We start from the raw sequence: 18181 nt of genomic DNA, 5'->3' as shown, positions 1-18181 counted from the left end.
TCGGACATCACGTCAGTCCTCCCAGCCACTCGTCGAGGCCGCCGAAGGCTTCGTGGAAGGTACGGTCCAGCTGCAACGGAGTGATCGACACGTAGCCTTGCATGACCGCGTGGAAATCCGTCCCCGGCCCGCCATCCTCGGCATCGCCGGCCGCGGCGATCCAGTAGCCTTCCTTGCCGCGCGGATTGACCACCTTCACCGGTGCGGCGGCACGGGCGCGGTGCCCGAGGCGGGTCAGTTGGATACCGCGTACGCGATCCAGCGGCAGGTTCGGGATATTGACGTTGAGCACGGTACGCGGCGGCACGGCCAGGCGCTCGTGGGCGGAGACCAGCAGGCGGGCGAAGTGCATGGCGGTGGGCAGGTTGTCCGTCAACCGCGAGACCAGCGAGAAGGCGAAGGCCGGCCCCTTCAGGAAGCGCCCTTCGATGGCCGCCGCCACGGTACCGGAATAGAGGACGTCATCGCCGAGGTTGGCGCCCAGGTTGATACCCGAGACCACCATGTCCGGCAATTCCTCCAGCAAGCCGTTCAGGCCCAGGTGCACGCAGTCGGTCGGCGTGCCGTTGAGGCTGATGAATCCGTTGTCCAGGCGCTGCGGGTGCAGCGGGCGGTCCAGCGTCAGGGAACTGCTGGCGCCGCTCTTGTCCTGGTCGGGGGCGATCACTACGCAATCGGCATGATCCGCCAGCGCGTCGTAAAGCGCGGCGATACCGGGTGCGGTCACCCCGTCGTCGTTGGCAATCAGTATGCGCATGGGTTTTCCGTCTGCCCTGTCGGTACCAGGTCGAGGATTTCACGCACCACTACGGTGGCGAAACAACCGGCCGGCAGGACGAATTCCAGTTGCAGAACATCAGGTTCGGGATAATGCCACGCCAGCCCCTGGATGGGGAGCCGCAGGATGCGCCGTTCGTGCGCCATGCCCGCCTTCGCCAGCCAGCGGCAGAGCGCCGGCTCGCTCCCGGCCAGGGCCAGCTCGCGGTCGAGGACGCCGGCGCCGCTCGGCGGATCGCCCTCGCCCCAGAGCGGTCCGGTGGGGTGCAGGTCGAGGGCGGCCAGACGGGTATCGCGGCATTCTTCCTCGCCAGCGAGGAAAAAGCTGCGGCTGTCGGTGAAGGCCAGCAGGTCGCCGACCGCTGCCCGGTTCCAGCTACCCTCCGCGACCCGCTCGGCGAGCAGGCGGTTGAACAGGTAGCTGCGCCCGGCGGAAAGGAAGCGCGAACGCAGGTTGCGGTTTGCCGGCAGCAGGTCCTGTTCCGCGCAACTGCGCGCGTCGACCAGGTTGCCGCCGCCGTGGCCGAAGCGTTGCAGGCCGAAATAGTTGGGCACGCCGTCCGCGGCGATACGTTCCAAGCGCGCGTCGAGAACGGCACGCTCCGCCCGCAGCCCGGTCAGACGCAGGGTGAAGCCGTTGGCGGCATGCGCGCCTCGCTGCAACTTGCGCGAATGACGGGTGCGGCGAAGAATCCGCAGGTCCACGCCCTCGGCTGCGCCCAGGTCGGGATCGGCCTTGCCCGGCAGGTGCAGGCTGAACCATTGCCGGGTCAGGGCCTGGCGGTCCTTCAACCCGGCGTAGCTGACGTTCTTCTGCTGCACGCCGGCGGCGCGGCCGAGGCGACGGGCCGCCTCCTCGGTGTTCAATCCGCGCTTTTCCACCCACAACCAGAGGTGCTCGCCTTCACCGCTGAGGGGAATGTCCAGCACCTCGTCGACCTGGAAGTCCTCGGCCACGGCCTTGAGCACCGCCTCGCCGCAGGCTGCCCCATGGGCGCGCGGCCCGAGCAGGTCGAGTTCGCCGAGAACGCTCATCGGGCCATCAGCAAAGCGACCGCATGTACAGCAATGCCCTCTTCGCGTCCGGTGAAACCTAGCCGCTCGGTAGTGGTGGCCTTGACGTTGACCTGGTCGACCGCGACGCCGAGGTCCTCGGCGATCAACCCGCGCATGGTCTCGATGTGCGGCGCCATCTTCGGCGCCTGGGCGACGATGGTGGCGTCGACGTTGCCGACCTTCCAGCCCTTCTCGGCGACGATGGCGACCACGTGTCGCAGCAGCGCGCGACTGTCGGCGCCCTTGAACCGCGGGTCGGTGTCCGGGAAGTGCTTGCCGATGTCGCCCAGCGCCGCCGCGCCGAGCAGCGCATCGGACAAGGCGTGCAGCAGCACGTCGCCGTCGGAGTGGGCGACCAGCCCATGTTTGTGGGGAATGCGCACACCGCCGAGGGTGATGAAGTCGCCCTCGCCGAAGCGATGCACGTCGTAGCCATGGCCAATTCGCATGAAAAAACGCCCTGGTTGGAATCAGGGCGTGATTCTACCCCGGATCGGGACAGGCTTCAGGTATCGCGGATCAACCGTTGAGAACCCCGGCATGATGGCGCAGGTGATCCTCGATGAAACTGGCGATGAAGTAGTAGCTGTGGTCGTAACCTGGTTGCAGACGCAGCTCCAGCGGGTGGCCGGCCTTGTCCGCCGCATTGCGTAGCGCTTCCGGCTTGAGCTGGACGGCGAGGAAGTCGTCGCGCTCGCCCTGGTCGACCAGGATCGGCAAGCGTTCGGACGCACCCTCGAGCAACGCACAGGCATCCCACTCGCGCCAGGCCGCCGGGTCCTCGCCCAGGTAGCGGGAGAACGCCTTCTGGCCCCAGGGACAATCGCTCGGATGGCAGATCGGCGCGAAGGCCGACAGCGACAGGTAGCGCCCCGGGTTGCGCAGCGCGCAAACCAGCGCGCCATGCCCACCCATCGAGTGCCCGCTGATGCCGCGCCGCCGGGACACCGGGAAATGCGCCTCGATCAGCGCCGGCAACTCGTGCACCACGTAGTCGTGCATGCGGTAGTGCGCGGCCCAGGGCTCCTGCGTGGCGTTCAGGTAGAAGCCTGCGCCCAGGCCGAAGTCCCAGGCGCCGTCGGGATCGCCGGGGACACCGCTGCCGCGCGGGCTGGTATCCGGCGCCACCAGTACCAATCCCAGTTCGGCGGCGACCCGCTGGGCGCCGGCCTTCTGCATGAAGTTCTCGTCGGTACAGGTCAGCCCGGACAGCCAGTACAGGGCCGGCAGCGCCGCCTCCGGCTCGGCCTGGGGCGGCAGGTAGATGGCGAAGACCATCTCGCAGTTCAGGGTCCGGGAAAAATGACGGTAACGCTGGTGCCAGCCGCCGAAGGTCTTCTGGCTGCCGATCAGTTCGAGGGAATCCTTCACGTGACCTCCGTGAAACGGTCGTGGCGAGCCGCAGGGCCCGCCGCGACGGCTTGTCAGTAATGAATGACGGTGCGGATGCTCTTGCCTTCGTGCATCAGCTCGAAGGCCTCGTTGATGTCCTCCAGCCCCATGGTGTGGGTGATGAAGGTATCCAGCGGGATCTCGCCCTTCTGCGCCTTCTCGACATAGCTCGGCAACTCGCTGCGCCCGCGCACCCCGCCGAACGCCGAACCGCGCCAGACGCGGCCGGTGACCAGTTGGAACGGCCGAGTGCTGATTTCCTGGCCGGCACCGGCGACACCGATGATCACCGACTCGCCCCAGCCCTTGTGGCAGCATTCCAGCGCGGCGCGCATCAACTGCACGTTGCCGACGCACTCGAAGGAGTAGTCGACGCCGCCATCGGTCAGTTCGACGATGACGTCCTGGATCGGCTTGTCGTAGTCCTTCGGATTGATGAAGTCGGTGGCGCCCAGTTCCCTGGCGATATCGAACTTGCCCGGGTTGATGTCGACCGCGATGATGCGCGCGGCCTTGGCCATCTTCGCCCCGATGATCGCTGCCAGGCCGATGCCGCCCAGGCCGAAGATGGCAACGGTAGCGCCCTCTTCCACCTTGGCGGTGTTCAGCACGGCACCGATCCCGGTGGTGACGCCGCAGCCAAGCAGGCAGACCTTCTCCAGCGGGGCATCCTTGGGAATCTTCGCCAGGGAAATTTCCGGCAGCACGGTGTATTCGGAGAAGGTCGAGCAGCCCATGTAGTGGAAGACCGGCTCGCCCTTGTAGGAGAAACGGCTGGTGCCGTCGGGCATCAGGCCCTTGCCCTGGGTGGCGCGCACGGCCTGGCAGAGGTTGGTCTTGCCGGACAGGCAGAATTTGCACTTGCCGCACTCGGCGGTGTAGAGCGGGATGACATGGTCGCCCACCTGCAGGGAGGTCACGCCCTCGCCCACCGCTTCGACGATACCGCCACCTTCGTGGCCCAGGATGCACGGGAACACCCCCTCGGAATCCTGGCCGGACAGGGTGTACGCGTCGGTATGGCAGACGCCGGTGGCGACGATGCGCACCAGTACCTCGCCCTTCTGCGGCGGCGCCACATCCACCTCGACGATTTCCAACGGCTTGTTGGGGGCGAAGGCGACGGCGGCACGGGACTTGATCATCTGGGAACTCCTGAACGATGGAAGCCGGCGGGCCGCTAAGCGACCCACTGAAACGGAAAGTGTAGAAAACCGCGTTTCAAGGAATAATCAGGCAATAATCAAAACATTATTGCCATACAGGGACAATCCAGATGAATCGCTGGGAAGGACTCGACGAATTCGTCGCTGTCGCCGAAACCGGGCAGTTCACCGCGGCAGCCGAACGCATGGGCGTTTCCTCGTCGCACATCAGCCGCCAGGTCGCCCGCCTGGAGGAGCGCCTGCAGACCCGCCTGCTCTACCGCAGCACCCGGCGAGTATCGCTGAGCGAAGCCGGACAGACCTTCCTGCAACATTGCCAGCGCCTGCAGGACGCCCGCGACGAAGCCCTGCGCGCGGTCAGCGACCTCTCCGCGGAGCCCAAGGGCCTGCTGCGCATGACCTGCGCGGTAGCCTACGGCGAACGTTTCATCGTGCCGCTGGTGAATGCCTTCATGGCCGACTATCCGCAACTGCGGGTCGACATCGAGCTGTCCAACCGCCAGTTGGACCTGCTCCACGAGGGCTTCGACCTGGCCATCCGCCTCGGCCGCCTGAGCGATTCGCGATTGGTCGCCACACGGTTGGCACCACGCGTCATGTACCTCTGCGCCACCCCGGAATACCTGCGCCGCCACGGCACTCCGCAGTCGCCGGCGGAACTCGGCCAGTTCAACTGCCTGATCGGCAGCAGCGACCTGTGGAGCTTCCTCGAGGACGGCCGGGAAACCCAGCACCGGGTCCAGGGCAACTGGCGCTGCAACAGCGGCCAGGCGGTGCTCGACGCCGCCCTGCGCGGCTTCGGCCTGTGCCAGCTGCCCGACTACTATGTGATCGAGCATCTGCGCAGCGGCCGCCTGGTCTCCCTGCTGGAAGGCCACCAGCCGCCGAATACAGCGGTATGGGCGCTGTACCCGCAGCAGCGGCACCTGTCGCCGAAAGTCAGGCAACTGGTGGACTATCTCAAGGAAGGCCTGGCGCAATCCCATCCGGGACTCGCCGGGGAGAAAAACCTGCGCTGAAGCAGTAAGGCGATTCACCGCTGCGATAGACTTGGCGGTTTCCCGTTCCACCCGCTATCGATTCAAGGAAGTCGCATGTCTGCCTTCAATGCGTTTCGCCAACGCTACCTGGTGAGGTTCTGGTCGCCGCTGCCGGCGCTGGTCGCCCTCGGCGTCGCCTCCGCCTACTACTTCGCGCTCACCGGCACCTTCTGGGCGGTGACCGGCGAATTCACCCGCTGGGGCGGCCACGTGCTGTCCTGGTTCGGCTACCAGCCACAGGACTGGAGCTACTTCAGGCTGATCGGCCTTCAAGGCACGCCGCTGGACCGGATCGACGGAGTGATGATCATCGGCATGTTCCTCGGCGCCCTGTGCTGCGCCCTCTGGGCCGGCAACGTCAGCCTGCGCTGGCCGACCAGCAAACGTCGCCTGCTGCAGGGTCTGGTCGGCGGTATCGTCGCCGGCTTCGGCGCGCGCCTGGCGATGGGCTGCAACCTGGCGGCGTTCTTCACCGGTATCCCGATGTTTTCCCTGCACGCCTGGGCCTTCATGTTCGCCACCGTCGGCGGCGCCTGGATCGGCGTGAAGATCAGCCTGCTGCCGCTCCTGCGCACACCGCTGAAAGTCGGCGCCACGGCCAGCGCCCTGCCCAGCGCCGAAAGCCTGGCCCGACGCGCACGCCTGCAGGCCCGCCTGGGCCTGGCGGTGCTGGCGCTCGCCGCGCTGTTCGCCGCCTGGCGCTTCGAGGTATCGCTGGTGCTGGGCATGGCCTGCCTGTTCGGCCTGCTGTTCGGCGGCCTGATCGAGCGCGCGCAGATCTGCTTCACCAGTGCCGCACGGGACCTCTGGACCACCGGCCGGACCCGCGCCGCCTTCGGTATCCTGCTCGGCATGGCGGCCGCCTGCATCGGTACCTTCGCCGCGATCCGCCTGGGCGTCGCGCCGAAGATCTTCTGGATGGGCCCGAATGCGATCATCGGCGGCATACTCTTCGGCATCGGCATCGTCCTCGCCGGCGGTTGCGAGACCGGCTGGATGTACCGCTCGATGGAGGGCCAGGTGCACTTCTGGGTGGTCGGCATCGGCAACGTCATCGGCGGAACCCTGGTGGCGATCTTTTGGGACCAGTTGGGCACCCGCCTCGCCCTGCCCTATCCCAAGCTCAACCTGCTGGAAAGCTTCGGGCCCGGCAACGGCCTGCTATTGACCTTCGCCGGCCTGGCCCTGTGCCTGCTGCTGGTGCAACTGAACGCCTCCCGATTCACCCGACCGCGGAAACCGAACCATGAGCCAGACCGACAAACCGACCCTGTCGCTTGACCTGCGCGGCGAACATTGCCCGTACAACGCCATCGCCACCCTGGAAACCCTGGCGACCATGCAGCCGGGCGAACGCCTGGAAGTGGTCACCGACTGCTCGCAATCGGTCCACGGGATTCCCGAAGATACCCAGCGCCAGGGCTACAAATGCCTGGTGGTGGAGCAGCATGGCGCGCTGTTCCGCTTCCTCATAGAGGTGCCGCTGGAAAGCTGAACGAGCGAGCCTGCAACGACAAGAAAGCCGACCCTCGGGTCGGCTTTCTTGTGCCAGGGTTCAGTGCGGAAAACTGCGCTGCAGGCGCAGCAGGTCTTCCGGGGTGGTGATCTTCAGGTTGTCGGCGCGCCCTTCCACCAGCTTCGGCGCATAGCCGGCCCACTCCATCGCCGAAGCCTCGTCGGTGATCGCCACGCCGGCCACCAACGCATCGGCCAGCGCCCGGTGCAGGGCGCCGAGGCGGAACATCTGCGGCGTATAGGCCAGCCAGACCACCGAGCGGTCGATGGTTTCGCTGACCCGGCCGTCGCGGTCGGAGCGCTTGAGGGTGTCCCTCGCCGGCACCGCCAGCAGCCCGCCGACCGGATCTTCGGCGAGTTCTTCGAGCAGGCGGTCGAGGTCGCCGCGGGTCAGGTTCGGCCGCGCGGCGTCATGCACCAGCACCCAATCGTCGGCCTGTGCCCCCAGCTCCAGCAGGCGCAGCAAGCCGCTCAACACTGAGTCGGCGCGTTCGACGCCCCCGGCGGCGCGCTGCACATGCCGGCTGGCGGCGCAGTCCAGCCCGGGCCAGTAGGGATCGTCTTCGGCCAGGCAGACCACCAGGCCCCTGAGCATCGGGTGTTCGAGGAAACAATCGAGGGTGCGCTCGATCACGGTGCGACCGGCAAGATCGAGATATTGCTTCGGGCGGTCGGCGCGCATGCGCGAACCCACGCCGGCGGCGGGGATCACCGTCCAGAAGGCGGGAAGGTCGGAAGTCGTCATCGGGAGAAGGGTCGTCAGCTCACTTGGCGAGCTGGTAGAGGGTTTCGCCGTCCTTGACCATGCCGAGCTCGTGCCGCGCACGCTCCTCGACGGTCTCGGTGCCTTTCTTCAGCTCGGCGACTTCGGCTTCGAGAATCCGGTTGCGCTCCAGCAGGCGCTCGTTCTCGCCATGCTGGTCGGCGATCTGCTTCTGCAGGTCGCGCACCTGCGCCAGGCTGCCATCGCCGACCCACAGGCGATATTGCAGGCCCGCCAGCGCCAGGATCAGCACCACGAACAGCCAGTAGGGGCTACGTAACCTCAAGCCTCGAACTCCTTGAGAAGAAAAGGGGTGGCTCTTGCCACCCCTTCACCGTACCAGACTAGGCTCAGCCGCGGAATTCCGCGCGACCACGGTACGGCGCCTTGGCGCCCAGTTGCTCTTCGATGCGCAGCAACTGGTTGTACTTGGACACGCGGTCGGAGCGGCACAGCGAACCGGTCTTGATCTGACCGGCGGCGGTACCCACGGCCAGGTCGGCGATGGTCGAGTCCTCGGTTTCGCCGGAGCGGTGCGAGATCACCGCGGTATAGCCGGCGGCCTTGGCCATCTGGATGGCCTCCAGGGTCTCGGTGAGCGAACCGATCTGGTTGAACTTGATCAGGATCGAATTGCCGATGCCCTTCTCGATGCCTTCCTTGAGGATCTTGGTGTTGGTCACGAACAGGTCGTCGCCGACCAGTTGGACCTTGGCGCCGATCTTGTCGGTCAGGCCTTTCCAGCCGGCCCAGTCGGACTCGTCCATGCCGTCCTCGATGGAGATGATCGGGTAGCGCTGGGTCAGGCCGGCCAGGTAGTCGGCGAAACCGGCGGCGTCGAATACCTTGCCTTCGCCTTCCAGGTCGTACTTGCCGTCCTTGAAGAACTCGCTGGAGGCGCAGTCCAGGGCCAGGGTCACGTCGTCACCCAGCTTGTAGCCGGCCTTCTCGACGGCCTCGGCGATGGCGGCCAGGGCGTCTTCGTTGGACGACAGGTTCGGCGCGAAGCCGCCTTCGTCACCGACGGCGGTGTTCAGGCCACGGGCCTTCAGCACGGCCTTGAGGTGATGGAAGATCTCGGCGCCCATGCGCAGCGCCTCGGCGAAGTTCTTCGCGCCGACCGGCTGGACCATGAATTCCTGGATATCGACGTTGTTGTCCGCATGCTCGCCGCCGTTGATGATGTTCATCATCGGCACCGGCATGGAGTACTGGCCGGGAGTGCCGTTGAGGTCGGCGATGTGCGCGTACAGCGGTACGCCCTTGGCCTGTGCGGCGGCCTTGGCGGCAGCCAGGGACACCGCGAGGATCGCGTTGGCGCCCAGCTTGGCCTTGTTCTCGGTGCCGTCCAGCTCGATCATCGCGTGGTCGAGGGCTTTCTGGTCGGCCGCGTCCTTGCCCAGCAGCAGGTCGCGGATCGGGCCGTTGATGTTGGCCACGGCTTTCAGCACGCCCTTGCCCAGGTAACGGCTCTTGTCGCCATCGCGCAGCTCGAGGGCCTCGCGGGAACCGGTGGAAGCACCGGAAGGCGCGCAGGCGCTGCCGACGATGCCGTTGTCCAGGATCACGTCCGCTTCAACGGTAGGGTTGCCGCGGGAGTCCAGGACCTCACGGCCCTTGATGTCGACGATCTTTGCCATTCTTGTTAACACTCCGAAGTGAATGAACGGGGCGGTCTGAGGAGACTAGGCAGTCTCGATTGCAGGAAAGCTCTTGATCAGCTCGTCCAGTTGCTTGAGCTGGGACAGGAAGGCTTCGAGTTTGTTCAGGCGCAGCGCGCACGGACCGTCGCACTTGGCGTGCTCGGGGTCCGGATGGGCCTCGAGGAACAGCCCGGCGAGCTTCTGGCTGAGCCCGGCCTTGGCCAGGTCGGTGACCTGGGCGCGCCGGCCGCCGGCGGAGTCCGCGCGACCGCCAGGCATCTGCAGGGCGTGGGTGACGTCGAAGAATACCGGGTACTCGAACTGCTTCATGATGCCGAAGCCGAGCATGTCGACCACCAGGTTGTTGTAACCGAAGGAGGAGCCGCGCTCGCAGAGGATCAGGCGGTCGTTACCGGCTTCCTCGCACTTGGTCAGGATGTGCTTCATCTCCTGGGGCGCGAGGAACTGGGCCTTCTTGATATTGATCACCGCGTTGGTCCTGGCCATCGCCACCACCAGGTCGGTCTGCCGCGAGAGGAAGGCCGGCAGCTGGATGATGTCGCAGACCTCGGCCACCGGCTGGGCCTGGAACGGCTCGTGGACATCGGTGATGACCGGCACCTTGAAGGTCTTCTTGATCTCTTCGAAGATCTTCATTCCCTCTTCCAGGCCCGGGCCACGGAACGAGTGGATCGAGGAACGGTTGGCCTTGTCGAAGCTGGCCTTGAACACATAGGGGATACCGAGTTTCTCGGTAACCCGTACGTATTCTTCGCAGACCTGCATGGCCAGGTCGCGCGACTCCAGCACGTTCATGCCGCCGAACAGCACGAACGGCAGGTCGTTGCCGATCTGGATATCGCCGACGCGAACGATCTTCTGTGCCATGCTCAGGCCTTCCCGGAATATTTCAGCGCGGCGTTGACGAAACCGCTGAACAGCGGGTGGCCATCACGCGGTGTGGAGGTGAACTCCGGGTGGAACTGGCAGGCGACGAACCACGGATGCTCCGGGGCCTCGACCACTTCCACCAGGGCGCCGTCGCCGGAGCGGCCGGAAATCTTCAGGCCGGCCTGTTCCAGTTGCGGCAGCAGGTTGTTGTTCACTTCGTAGCGATGGCGATGGCGCTCGACGATCACGTCCTTGGCATAGCAGTCGTGCACCAGGGTGCCGGTCTGCAGCTGGCATTCCTGGGCGCCCAGGCGCATGGTGCCGCCCAGGTCGGAAGCTTCGGTGCGGATCTCGGTGGCGCCGGTCGCGTCCTGCCATTCGGTGATCAGGCCGACCACCGGATGGCCGCTGGACTTGTCGAACTCGGTGGAGTTGGCGTCGCTCCAGCCGAGCACGTTGCGGGCGTATTCGATGACCGCGACCTGCATGCCCAGGCAGATGCCCAGGTAGGGGATCTTGTTCTCGCGGGCGTACTGCACGGTGCTGATCTTGCCTTCCACGCCGCGCAGGCCGAAGCCGCCCGGGACCAGGATGGCGTCGACGCCTTCCAGCAGGCTGGTGCCCTGCTGCTCGATGTCTTCGGAGTCGATGTAGCGCAGGTTGACCTTGGTGCGGCTCTGGATGCCGGCGTGGGTCATCGCCTCGATCAGCGACTTGTACGCGTCCAGCAGTTCCATGTACTTGCCGACCATGGCAATGGTGACTTCACGCTCGGGGTTGAGCTTGGCATCGACCACCCGGTCCCATTCGGACAGGTCGGCCTGCCCGCACTCCAGGCCGAAGCGCTCAACGACGATGTCGTCCAGGCCCTGGGCATGCAGCACCGACGGGATGCGGTAGATGGTGTCGACGTCTTCCAAGGCGATCACCGCGCGCTCCTCGACGTTGGTGAAGAGCGCGATCTTGCGCCGCGAGGAGACGTCGATCGGGTGATCGGAACGGCAGACCAGCACGTCCGGTTGCAGGCCGATGGAGCGCAGCTCCTTGACCGAGTGCTGGGTCGGCTTGGTCTTGGTCTCGCCGGCGGTGGCGATGTACGGGACCAGGGTCAGGTGCATCAGCATCGCGCGCTTGGCGCCGATCTCGACGCGCAGTTGGCGGATCGCCTCGAGGAACGGCTGCGACTCGATGTCGCCGACGGTGCCACCGATCTCCACCAGGGCGACGTCGGCATCGCCGGCGCCCTTGATGATGCGCCGCTTGATCTCGTCGGTGATGTGCGGGATCACCTGCACGGTGGCGCCCAGGTAGTCGCCGCGGCGTTCCTTGCGCAACACGTCCATGTAGACGCGGCCGGTGGTGAAGTTGTTGTTCTGGGTCATGGTGGTACGAACGAAGCGCTCGTAATGGCCCAGGTCCAGGTCGGTCTCGGCGCCGTCCTGGGTCACGAAGACCTCACCGTGCTGGAACGGGCTCATGGTGCCCGGGTCCACGTTGATGTAAGGGTCCAGCTTGAGCATCGTGATCTTCAGGCCACGCGCTTCCAAGATCGCAGCCAGAGAAGCCGAAGCGATGCCTTTCCCCAATGAAGAAACAACACCACCCGTGACGAAGATGTAGCGCGTCATGAAAAACCCTAGAAGTCAGCGTTTAGGCGGGATCAACCGCCGGGGATTCGGAGAAGGGAGGCCAGCTCCCGCCACGGACAAATCCGTGGGCAAAGCAAACTCCTGCTGATTCCGGAGGGAATCGGCGGGAGCAGTACAAGACGGGAGCGTAGTCTACTGGAAACGGCTTACTAGCTCAAACCCGGGTCGTTCGTCGGCGGGCTCCAGGACAGTCGCCAGCCCCCCTCGCGGGGACTGTCCAGGCCAGGAATGTTGGCCACCGCGAGCAGTTCGTCGGCTCGGAAGAGCAGCGGCAAACGACCGCGCAGGAAGCTCGGTACGCCCGCTTCGTTGAGCAATCGCTTGAGGTCGCGGCGACCGCGCCCGGCCAGGGCCAGCACCTCCCCACCCCGCCGGTAGTCGACGCGCAACGGCCCCGCCGGAACCTCGCCGAGCAACGCCAGCCGACCATTGCCGGGAAGAAGCAATGGATGAGCGGGACGCTCCCAGACGAACGGTCCCGCCGCCGCCCGCCAGTCCGCCGGCAACCACCAGATCCGCCCCGCGCCGCGACGCAGCTCGCCGCTCTCCAGGCGCCAGATCGGGTCGGCATCGTCGCCGGCATCGCGCAACGACTCCCAGCCGGCCCAGTGGTCACTGTCCGGCAACCGCGTCAGCTGCCCCAGCCAGGCCCGCAGCAGGTTGCGCTGGCGCGCAGCGCTGAGGCGGCGCAGAGGCTCCAGGGCGATCCGGGGCAGATCCAGCCAGTCCGGCCAATCCAGTTCCGAGGGTTGGCGGCAGGCCCGGAGGTCGATGGCGGCCAGTTCAGCCAGCAGGTCTTCGGCCTCGCGCAGATGCGCCGCGCAGCGCGCCATGCCGGCGACGGCCTGCGGCCAGTGGGAGGCGAGACGCGGCATGATCTCCCGGCGCAGGTAGTTGCGCGAGAAGCGCGGATCCTGGTTGGAAGGATCCTCCACCCAGTCCAGCCGGTGCGTCTGCGCATAGGCTTCCAGTTCGGCGCGGGAAACCCCGAGCAAGGGTCGGCACAGGCGGCCGCCGCCCAGCGGCCGGCTCGCCGGCATCGCCGCCAGGCCGCGCAGGCCCGCTCCACGCAACAGGCGGAACAGCAGGGTCTCGGCCTGGTCGTCGAGGTGCTGCGCGGTGAGCAGCACCTGTCCCTCGCCCAGGTTCGCCTGGAATGCGCGATAGCGGGCGTCGCGCGCCGCCTGCTCGATGCTGCCGCCAACGGCGACCTGCACCCGCTCGACCCGCAGCGGGATACCCAGCGACCGGCAGACCACCTGGCAGTGCGCCGGCCAACCGTCCGCCGCAGCCTGCAAGCCATGGTGGACATGCAGCGCCGACAGCGCCGGCAAGGCTTCGCTCCGGGCCAGTTGGGCGAGCAGATGCAGCAACACCGTGGAATCCAGCCCGCCGGAAAACGCCACGCACCAGCCCCCCGCTTCGCGCCAGGGCGCCAGGGCCTGTAACAGACGGGATTCGAGCGGCACCGCCGGCATGCTTGCGCTCCTCATGCGACAAGCCCGGCGAATGCCGGGCTTGTCGATCGTACCAGTGCGCCGGATGGCTTACGGCGCGCCGTAGCTCATCAGGCGGTCGTAACGACGCTCCAGCAACTCACCCATTTCCAGGCCCTGGAGCATCTTCAGTTGCGTCAGCAGTTCGCCACGGATCGATTCGGCCATGCTCGCCGGATCGCGATGGGCGCCGCCCAGCGGTTCGTCGATGACCTTGTCGACGATGCCCAGGCCTTTCAGGCGCTCGGCGGTGATGCCCATGGCCTCGGCGGCTTCCGGCGCCTTCTCGGCGGTCTTCCAGAGGATGGAGGCGCAGCCTTCCGGCGAGATCACCGAATAGGTGGAGTATTGCAGCATGTTCAACTGGTCGCAGACACCGATGGCCAGCGCGCCGCCGGAACCGCCCTCGCCGATCACGGTGGCGATGATCGGCGTCTTCAGTCGCGCCATCACCCGCAGGTTCCAGGCGATCGCCTCGCTCTGGCCGCGTTCCTCGGCATCGATGCCCGGGTAGGCGCCGGGCGTGTCGATGAAGGTGAGGATCGGCATCTTGAAGCGTTCGGCCATTTCCATCAGGCGGCAGGCCTTGCGATAGCCTTCCGGACGCGGCATGCCGAAGTTGCGCCGGACCTTCTCACGGACTTCGCGGCCTTTCTGGTGGCCGATGACCATCACCGGGGAACCGTCGAGGCGGGCAACGCCACCGACGATCGCCGGGTCGTCGGCGAAATGCCGGTCGCCGTGCAGTTCCTCGAAATCGCTGAACAGGTAGCCGATGTAGTCGAGGGTATAGGGACGCTTGGGATGGCGCGCGAGCTGGGCGATCTGCCAACTGGACAGATTGCCGAAGATGTTTTCGGTGAGCGCCTTGCTCTTGTCCTGCAGACGCGAGATTTCGTCGCTGATGTTCAGCGCATTGTCGTTGCCCACCAGGCGCAGCTCTTCGATCTTGGCTTGCAGGTCGGCGATCGGCTGTTCGAAATCAAGAAAGTTCGGGTTCATAGGCTTCCGTCGTGCGCAGATTCTAGTGGGCCGTTTCCGTTTGGCGCCCTACCTTACGGGATCGGGCGCCAGGGGTCGAGCCGGGAGCAAGGGCGATCCGCGTTTTCCCGCCGCAGAGCGCGGAACAACGGCGTTATCGCCCATCGCGATTAACGATAATTGAGGAAGACGTTGTCGCGCCCGAACTGGTCACGCAATGCCTGGATCAGATCGTCCGCCGGATCCACCCGCCAGCTCTCGCCGAACTGCAGCAGGGCCTTGGCGTCGGCGCTGGTGTAGTCCAGGGTGATCGGGCAGGAACCGCGATGGCGGTTGAACAGCTCGCCCAGCCAGCGCAGGCGATCGCCCTTCAACAGGTCGGCGTGCAGCTTCATCCGCAGGCTCTCCGCCAGGCCGGTACGCGCCTCCTCCAGGCTCATCACGCGCTTGGCGCGCAGGCGCAGTCCGCCGGAGAAGTCGTCCTGGCTGACCTCGCCCTCGACCACCACCAGCGCGTCGGTCTGCAGCAGCGACTGGGCCGCGGCGAAGGCTTCGGAGAACAGCGAGGCCTCGATCCGTCCGGAGCGGTCGTCTAGGGTGACGAAGCCCATCTTGTCGCCCTTCTTGTTCTTCATCACCCGCAGGTTGACGATCAGCCCGGCCACCGTCTGGGTATCGCGCGCCGGCTTCAGCTCGACGATGCGCTGGCGGGCGAAGCGCCGCACCTCGCCTTCGTACTCGTCGATCGGATGGCCGGTCAGGTACAGGCCGAGGGTGTCCTTCTCGCCCTTCAGGCGTTCCTTGAGGGTCAGCTCCTTGACCTTGCGGTGGTTGGCGTAGACATCCGCCTCCGGCTCAGCGAAGACTCCGCCGAACAGGTCCATGTGCCCGCTGTCGTGGCTGCGCGCGGTCTGCTCGGCGGCCTGGATCGCTTCCTCCATCGCCGCCAGCAGCACGGCGCGGTTGAGGTCGACGGTAGCCTGGTAGGCCTTTAGCTCGTCGTGGTAGTGCGGCCCCAGGCGATCCAGCGCACCGGCGCGGATCAGCGCTTCCAGGGTGCGCTTGTTGATGCGTTTCAGGTCGACGCGGTCGCAGAAGTCGAACAGGGTGTTGAACGGCCCGCCTTCGGCGCGGCATTCGGTGATCGCCTCCACCGGCCCCTCGCCGACGCCCTTGATCGCGCCCAGGCCATAGACGATCCGGCCATCGTCGTCGACGGTGAAGCGGAACTCGGAGTTGTTCACGTCCGGCGCCACGATGCGCAGCTTCATGTGCCGGCATTCTTCGATCAGCGTCACCACCTTGTCGGTGTTCTGCATATCCGCGGTGAGTACCGCGGCCATGAACGGCGCCGGGAAGTGGGTCTTCAGCCAGGCGGTCTGGTAGGAGACCAGGCCGTAGGCTGCCGAGTGCGACTTGTTGAAGCCGTAGCCGGCGAATTTTTCCACCAGGTCGAAGATGTTGCCCGCGAGGTCGGCATCGATGCCGTTGTTCTTGCAACCCTCGATGAAACCGCCGCGCTGCTTGGCCATTTCCTCGGGCTTCTTCTTGCCCATCGCCCGGCGCAGCATGTCCGCGCCACCGAGGGTATAGCCGGCCATGACCTGGGCGATCTGCATCACCTGTTCCTGGTACAGGATGATGCCGTAGGTGGGCTTGAGCACCGGCTCCAGGCCGGCGTACTGGTAATCGGGGTGCGGATAGGACAGCTCGGCGCGACCGTGCTTGCGGTTGATGAAGTCGTCCACCATGCCCGACTGCAGAGGACCCGGGCGGAACAGCGCCACCAGTGCGATGAGGTCTTCCAGGCAGTCCGGCTTGAGCTTCTTGATCAGCTCCTTCATGCCGCGCGATTCGAGCTGGAACACCGCAGTGGTCTCGGCCTTCTGCAGCAGCGAATAGGTCGGCTTGTCGTCCAGCGGGATGAAGTCGATGTTCACCGGCTCCAGGCCCTTCTTGGCCTGCTCGCGGTTGATGATCTCCATCGCCCACTTGATGATGGTCAGGGTCCGCAGGCCGAGGAAGTCGAACTTCACCAGGCCGGCCGCCTCCACGTCGTCCTTGTCGAACTGGGTCACCAGGCCGCCGCCTTCCTCGTCGCAGGCGATCGGCGAGAAGTCGGTCAGCTTGGTCGGCGCGATCACCACGCCACCGGCGTGCTTGCCGGTACCGCGGGTGATGCCTTCCAGCTTGAGGGCCATCTCCCAGATCTCGGCGGCTTCCTCGTCGCTCTTGAGGAAGTCGCGGAGCATTTCTTCCTGCTCGTAGGCCTTATCCAGGGTCATGCCGACTTCGAACGGGATCATCTTCGACAGCCGGTCGGCGAGACCGTAGGACTTGCCCTGGACCCGCGCCACGTCGCGTACCACCGCCTTCGCCGCCATGGTGCCGAAGGTGATGATCTGGCTCACCGCGTTGCGCCCGTAGGCGTCGGCCACGTAGTCGATCACCCGGTCGCGGCCCTCCATGCAGAAGTCGACGTCGAAGTCGGGCATGGAGATCCGTTCCGGGTTGAGGAAACGTTCGAACAGCAGGTCATAGGCCAGCGGATCGAGGTCGGTGATCTTCAGCACGTAGGCCACCAGCGAGCCGGCGCCCGAGCCCCGCCCGGGGCCTACCGGCACGCCGTTGTTCTTCGCCCACTTGATGAAGTCCATCACGATGAGGAAGTAACCGGGGAAACCCATCTGGATGATGATATCGAGTTCGAAGTTCAGGCGATCGACATAGACCTGGCGCTTGGCCTCGTAGTCCGGGGTGTCCTTCGGCAACAGCACCTCCAGGCGCTCCTCGAGACCTTCGAAGGAGGCGTGCCGCAGGTAGTCGTCGATGCCCATGCCATTGGGCGTGGGGAAGTCCGGCAGGAAGTACTTGCCCAGCTGCACCTCGATGTTGCAGCGTTTGGCGATCTCGACGGTGTTTTCCAACGCTTCCGGCAGGTCGCTGAACAGCTCGGCCATTTCCGCCGGCGACTTCAGGTATTGCTGGTCCGAATAGGTACGCGGCCGCCGCGGATCGTCGAGGGTCCGACCCTCGCCGATGCAGACGCGGGTCTCGTGGGCCTCGAAGTCTTCCTGCTTGATGAAGCGCACGTCGTTGGTCGCCACCAGCGGCGCGTTGCAGCGTGACGCCAAAGCCACCGCCGCGTGGAGGTGCTCCTCGTCGTTGACCCGGCTGGTACGTTGCACTTCGACGTAGAAGCGCTCGGGGAACACCTCCATCCACTCGCGCAACAGCGCCTCGGCCTTGGCTTCCTCGCCGTCGAGCAGAGCGTGGCCGATCTCGCCCTCCTTGGCCGCGGACAGCGCGATCAGGCCTTCCGCCGCCTCCTTGACCCAGTCGCGTTCGATGATGATCTCGCCGTTGCGCTGGCCTTCGCTCCAACCGCGGGAAATCAGCTCGGTGAGGTTGCGATAACCCTTCGCGTTCATCGCCAGCAGGCTCAGGCGACTGAGCGGGCCATCTTCCTCGCGGCTGGCGAGCCAGATGTCGGCCCCGCAGATCGGCTTGATGCCGGCGCCCATGGCGGTCTTGTAGAACTTCACCAGCGAGCACATGTTGCTCTGGTCGGTGACCGCCACCGCCGGCATGCCCAGCCCTGCCACTGCCTTGGCCAGGGGCTTGACCCGGACCAGGCCGTCGACCAGGGAGAATTCGGTATGCAGACGCAGGTGAACGAAGGATACGGTCATGAAGGCCCCGGAGCAGAAATAACGCAAAAACGACAAGGCCCGGATTGTACCGGGCCCGGTGGCAAAGCTACAGGTTCAAGAGCGGACGATGCGCCTCGGCTGCGCCGAGAAGCCTCGCCC

The 18181-nt window shown here is 65.9% G+C and carries 16 protein-coding genes; 3 read left to right on the top strand and 13 right to left on the bottom strand.

Features of this window, described 5'->3' with window-relative positions:
* Positions 1-7: 7 nt before the first annotated feature.
* The 5 genes from surE to ACTJJX_RS09355 all read right to left on the bottom strand — a co-directional run bounded on the left by surE (position 8) and on the right by ACTJJX_RS09355 (position 4370).
* Complete coding sequence (gene surE / locus ACTJJX_RS09375) at positions 8-757, bottom strand: 5'/3'-nucleotidase SurE (RefSeq protein ID WP_003092341.1); 750 nt, start codon at positions 755-757, stop codon at positions 8-10.
* Positions 745-1812, bottom strand: coding sequence for a tRNA pseudouridine(13) synthase TruD (gene truD, locus ACTJJX_RS09370; protein WP_016852567.1), 1068 nt, complete (start codon positions 1810-1812; stop codon positions 745-747). Before truD ends, surE begins: the two co-directional genes overlap by 13 nt.
* Positions 1809-2282 carry a 2-C-methyl-D-erythritol 2,4-cyclodiphosphate synthase gene (gene ispF, locus ACTJJX_RS09365; protein ID WP_003098560.1) on the bottom strand — a complete coding sequence of 158 codons (474 nt, stop codon included), beginning with the start codon at positions 2280-2282 and terminating at the stop codon, positions 1809-1811. The genes truD and ispF overlap by 4 nt, the downstream gene beginning before the upstream one ends.
* A 70-nt stretch (positions 2283-2352) precedes the next feature.
* The gene (gene fghA / locus ACTJJX_RS09360; RefSeq protein WP_003113869.1) at positions 2353-3204 is read right to left on the bottom strand and encodes an S-formylglutathione hydrolase; all 852 of its coding nucleotides are present in this window, start codon (positions 3202-3204) and stop codon (positions 2353-2355) included.
* Positions 3205-3257: 53 nt separating this feature from the next.
* Entirely contained in the window at positions 3258-4370 is a 1113-nt protein-coding gene (locus ACTJJX_RS09355) for an S-(hydroxymethyl)glutathione dehydrogenase/class III alcohol dehydrogenase (RefSeq protein WP_003092351.1), read from the bottom strand.
* 131 nt (positions 4371-4501) lie between these two features.
* On the opposite strand from ACTJJX_RS09355, the gene gfnR reads away from it, so the two are divergent.
* The 3 genes from gfnR (at position 4502) to yedF (ending at position 6926) form a co-directional block, all read left to right on the top strand.
* Positions 4502-5410 carry a glutathione-dependent formaldehyde neutralization regulator gene (gfnR, locus tag ACTJJX_RS09350; RefSeq protein WP_003098564.1) on the top strand — a complete coding sequence of 303 codons (909 nt, stop codon included), beginning with the start codon at positions 4502-4504 and terminating at the stop codon, positions 5408-5410.
* A gap of 75 nt (positions 5411-5485) precedes the next feature.
* Positions 5486-6712, top strand: a complete 1227-nt coding sequence (yedE, locus tag ACTJJX_RS09345) for a selenium metabolism membrane protein YedE/FdhT (RefSeq protein WP_016852566.1) — start codon at positions 5486-5488, stop codon at positions 6710-6712.
* Entirely contained in the window at positions 6678-6926 is a 249-nt protein-coding gene (gene yedF / locus ACTJJX_RS09340; protein ID WP_016852565.1) for a sulfurtransferase-like selenium metabolism protein YedF, read from the top strand. Before yedE ends, yedF begins: the two co-directional genes overlap by 35 nt.
* A 60-nt stretch (positions 6927-6986) precedes the next feature.
* On the opposite strand, the gene ispD is transcribed toward yedF, so the two are convergent.
* The 8 genes from ispD to dnaE all read right to left on the bottom strand — a co-directional run bounded on the left by ispD (position 6987) and on the right by dnaE (position 18061).
* Positions 6987-7691, bottom strand: coding sequence for a 2-C-methyl-D-erythritol 4-phosphate cytidylyltransferase (gene ispD, locus ACTJJX_RS09335; RefSeq protein ID WP_016852564.1), 705 nt, complete (start codon positions 7689-7691; stop codon positions 6987-6989).
* Between the two features lie 19 nt (positions 7692-7710).
* Positions 7711-7995: a cell division protein FtsB gene (gene ftsB / locus ACTJJX_RS09330; protein WP_003098569.1), complete on the bottom strand. Its 285-nt coding sequence runs from the start codon at positions 7993-7995 to the stop codon at positions 7711-7713.
* A 64-nt stretch (positions 7996-8059) separates the two neighbouring features.
* Entirely contained in the window at positions 8060-9349 is a 1290-nt protein-coding gene (eno, locus tag ACTJJX_RS09325; RefSeq protein ID WP_003092364.1) for a phosphopyruvate hydratase, read from the bottom strand.
* Positions 9350-9394: 45 nt separating this feature from the next.
* On the bottom strand, positions 9395-10240 hold the full coding sequence (gene kdsA / locus ACTJJX_RS09320; protein WP_003092365.1) for a 3-deoxy-8-phosphooctulonate synthase: 846 nt from the start codon (positions 10238-10240) through the stop codon (positions 9395-9397).
* A 2-nt stretch (positions 10241-10242) separates the two neighbouring features.
* On the bottom strand, positions 10243-11871 hold the full coding sequence (locus ACTJJX_RS09315) for a CTP synthase (RefSeq protein ID WP_003092366.1): 1629 nt from the start codon (positions 11869-11871) through the stop codon (positions 10243-10245).
* A 170-nt stretch (positions 11872-12041) separates the two neighbouring features.
* Complete coding sequence (gene tilS / locus ACTJJX_RS09310; RefSeq protein WP_003122145.1) at positions 12042-13370, bottom strand: tRNA lysidine(34) synthetase TilS; 1329 nt, start codon at positions 13368-13370, stop codon at positions 12042-12044.
* A gap of 69 nt (positions 13371-13439) precedes the next feature.
* A complete protein-coding gene (gene accA, locus ACTJJX_RS09305) occupies positions 13440-14390 on the bottom strand; it encodes an acetyl-CoA carboxylase carboxyl transferase subunit alpha (protein ID WP_003098575.1) in 951 nt (316 codons plus the stop codon).
* 149 nt (positions 14391-14539) lie between these two features.
* Positions 14540-18061, bottom strand: a complete 3522-nt coding sequence (gene dnaE / locus ACTJJX_RS09300; protein WP_003098578.1) for a DNA polymerase III subunit alpha — start codon at positions 18059-18061, stop codon at positions 14540-14542.
* Between the last annotated feature and the right edge of the window lie 120 nt (positions 18062-18181).

This window comes from Pseudomonas sp. 22490 (assembly GCF_052044465.1).
Lineage (GTDB): Bacteria > Pseudomonadota > Gammaproteobacteria > Pseudomonadales > Pseudomonadaceae > Pseudomonas > Pseudomonas aeruginosa.
This window is presented reverse-complemented; position numbering and strand designations above follow the sequence as displayed.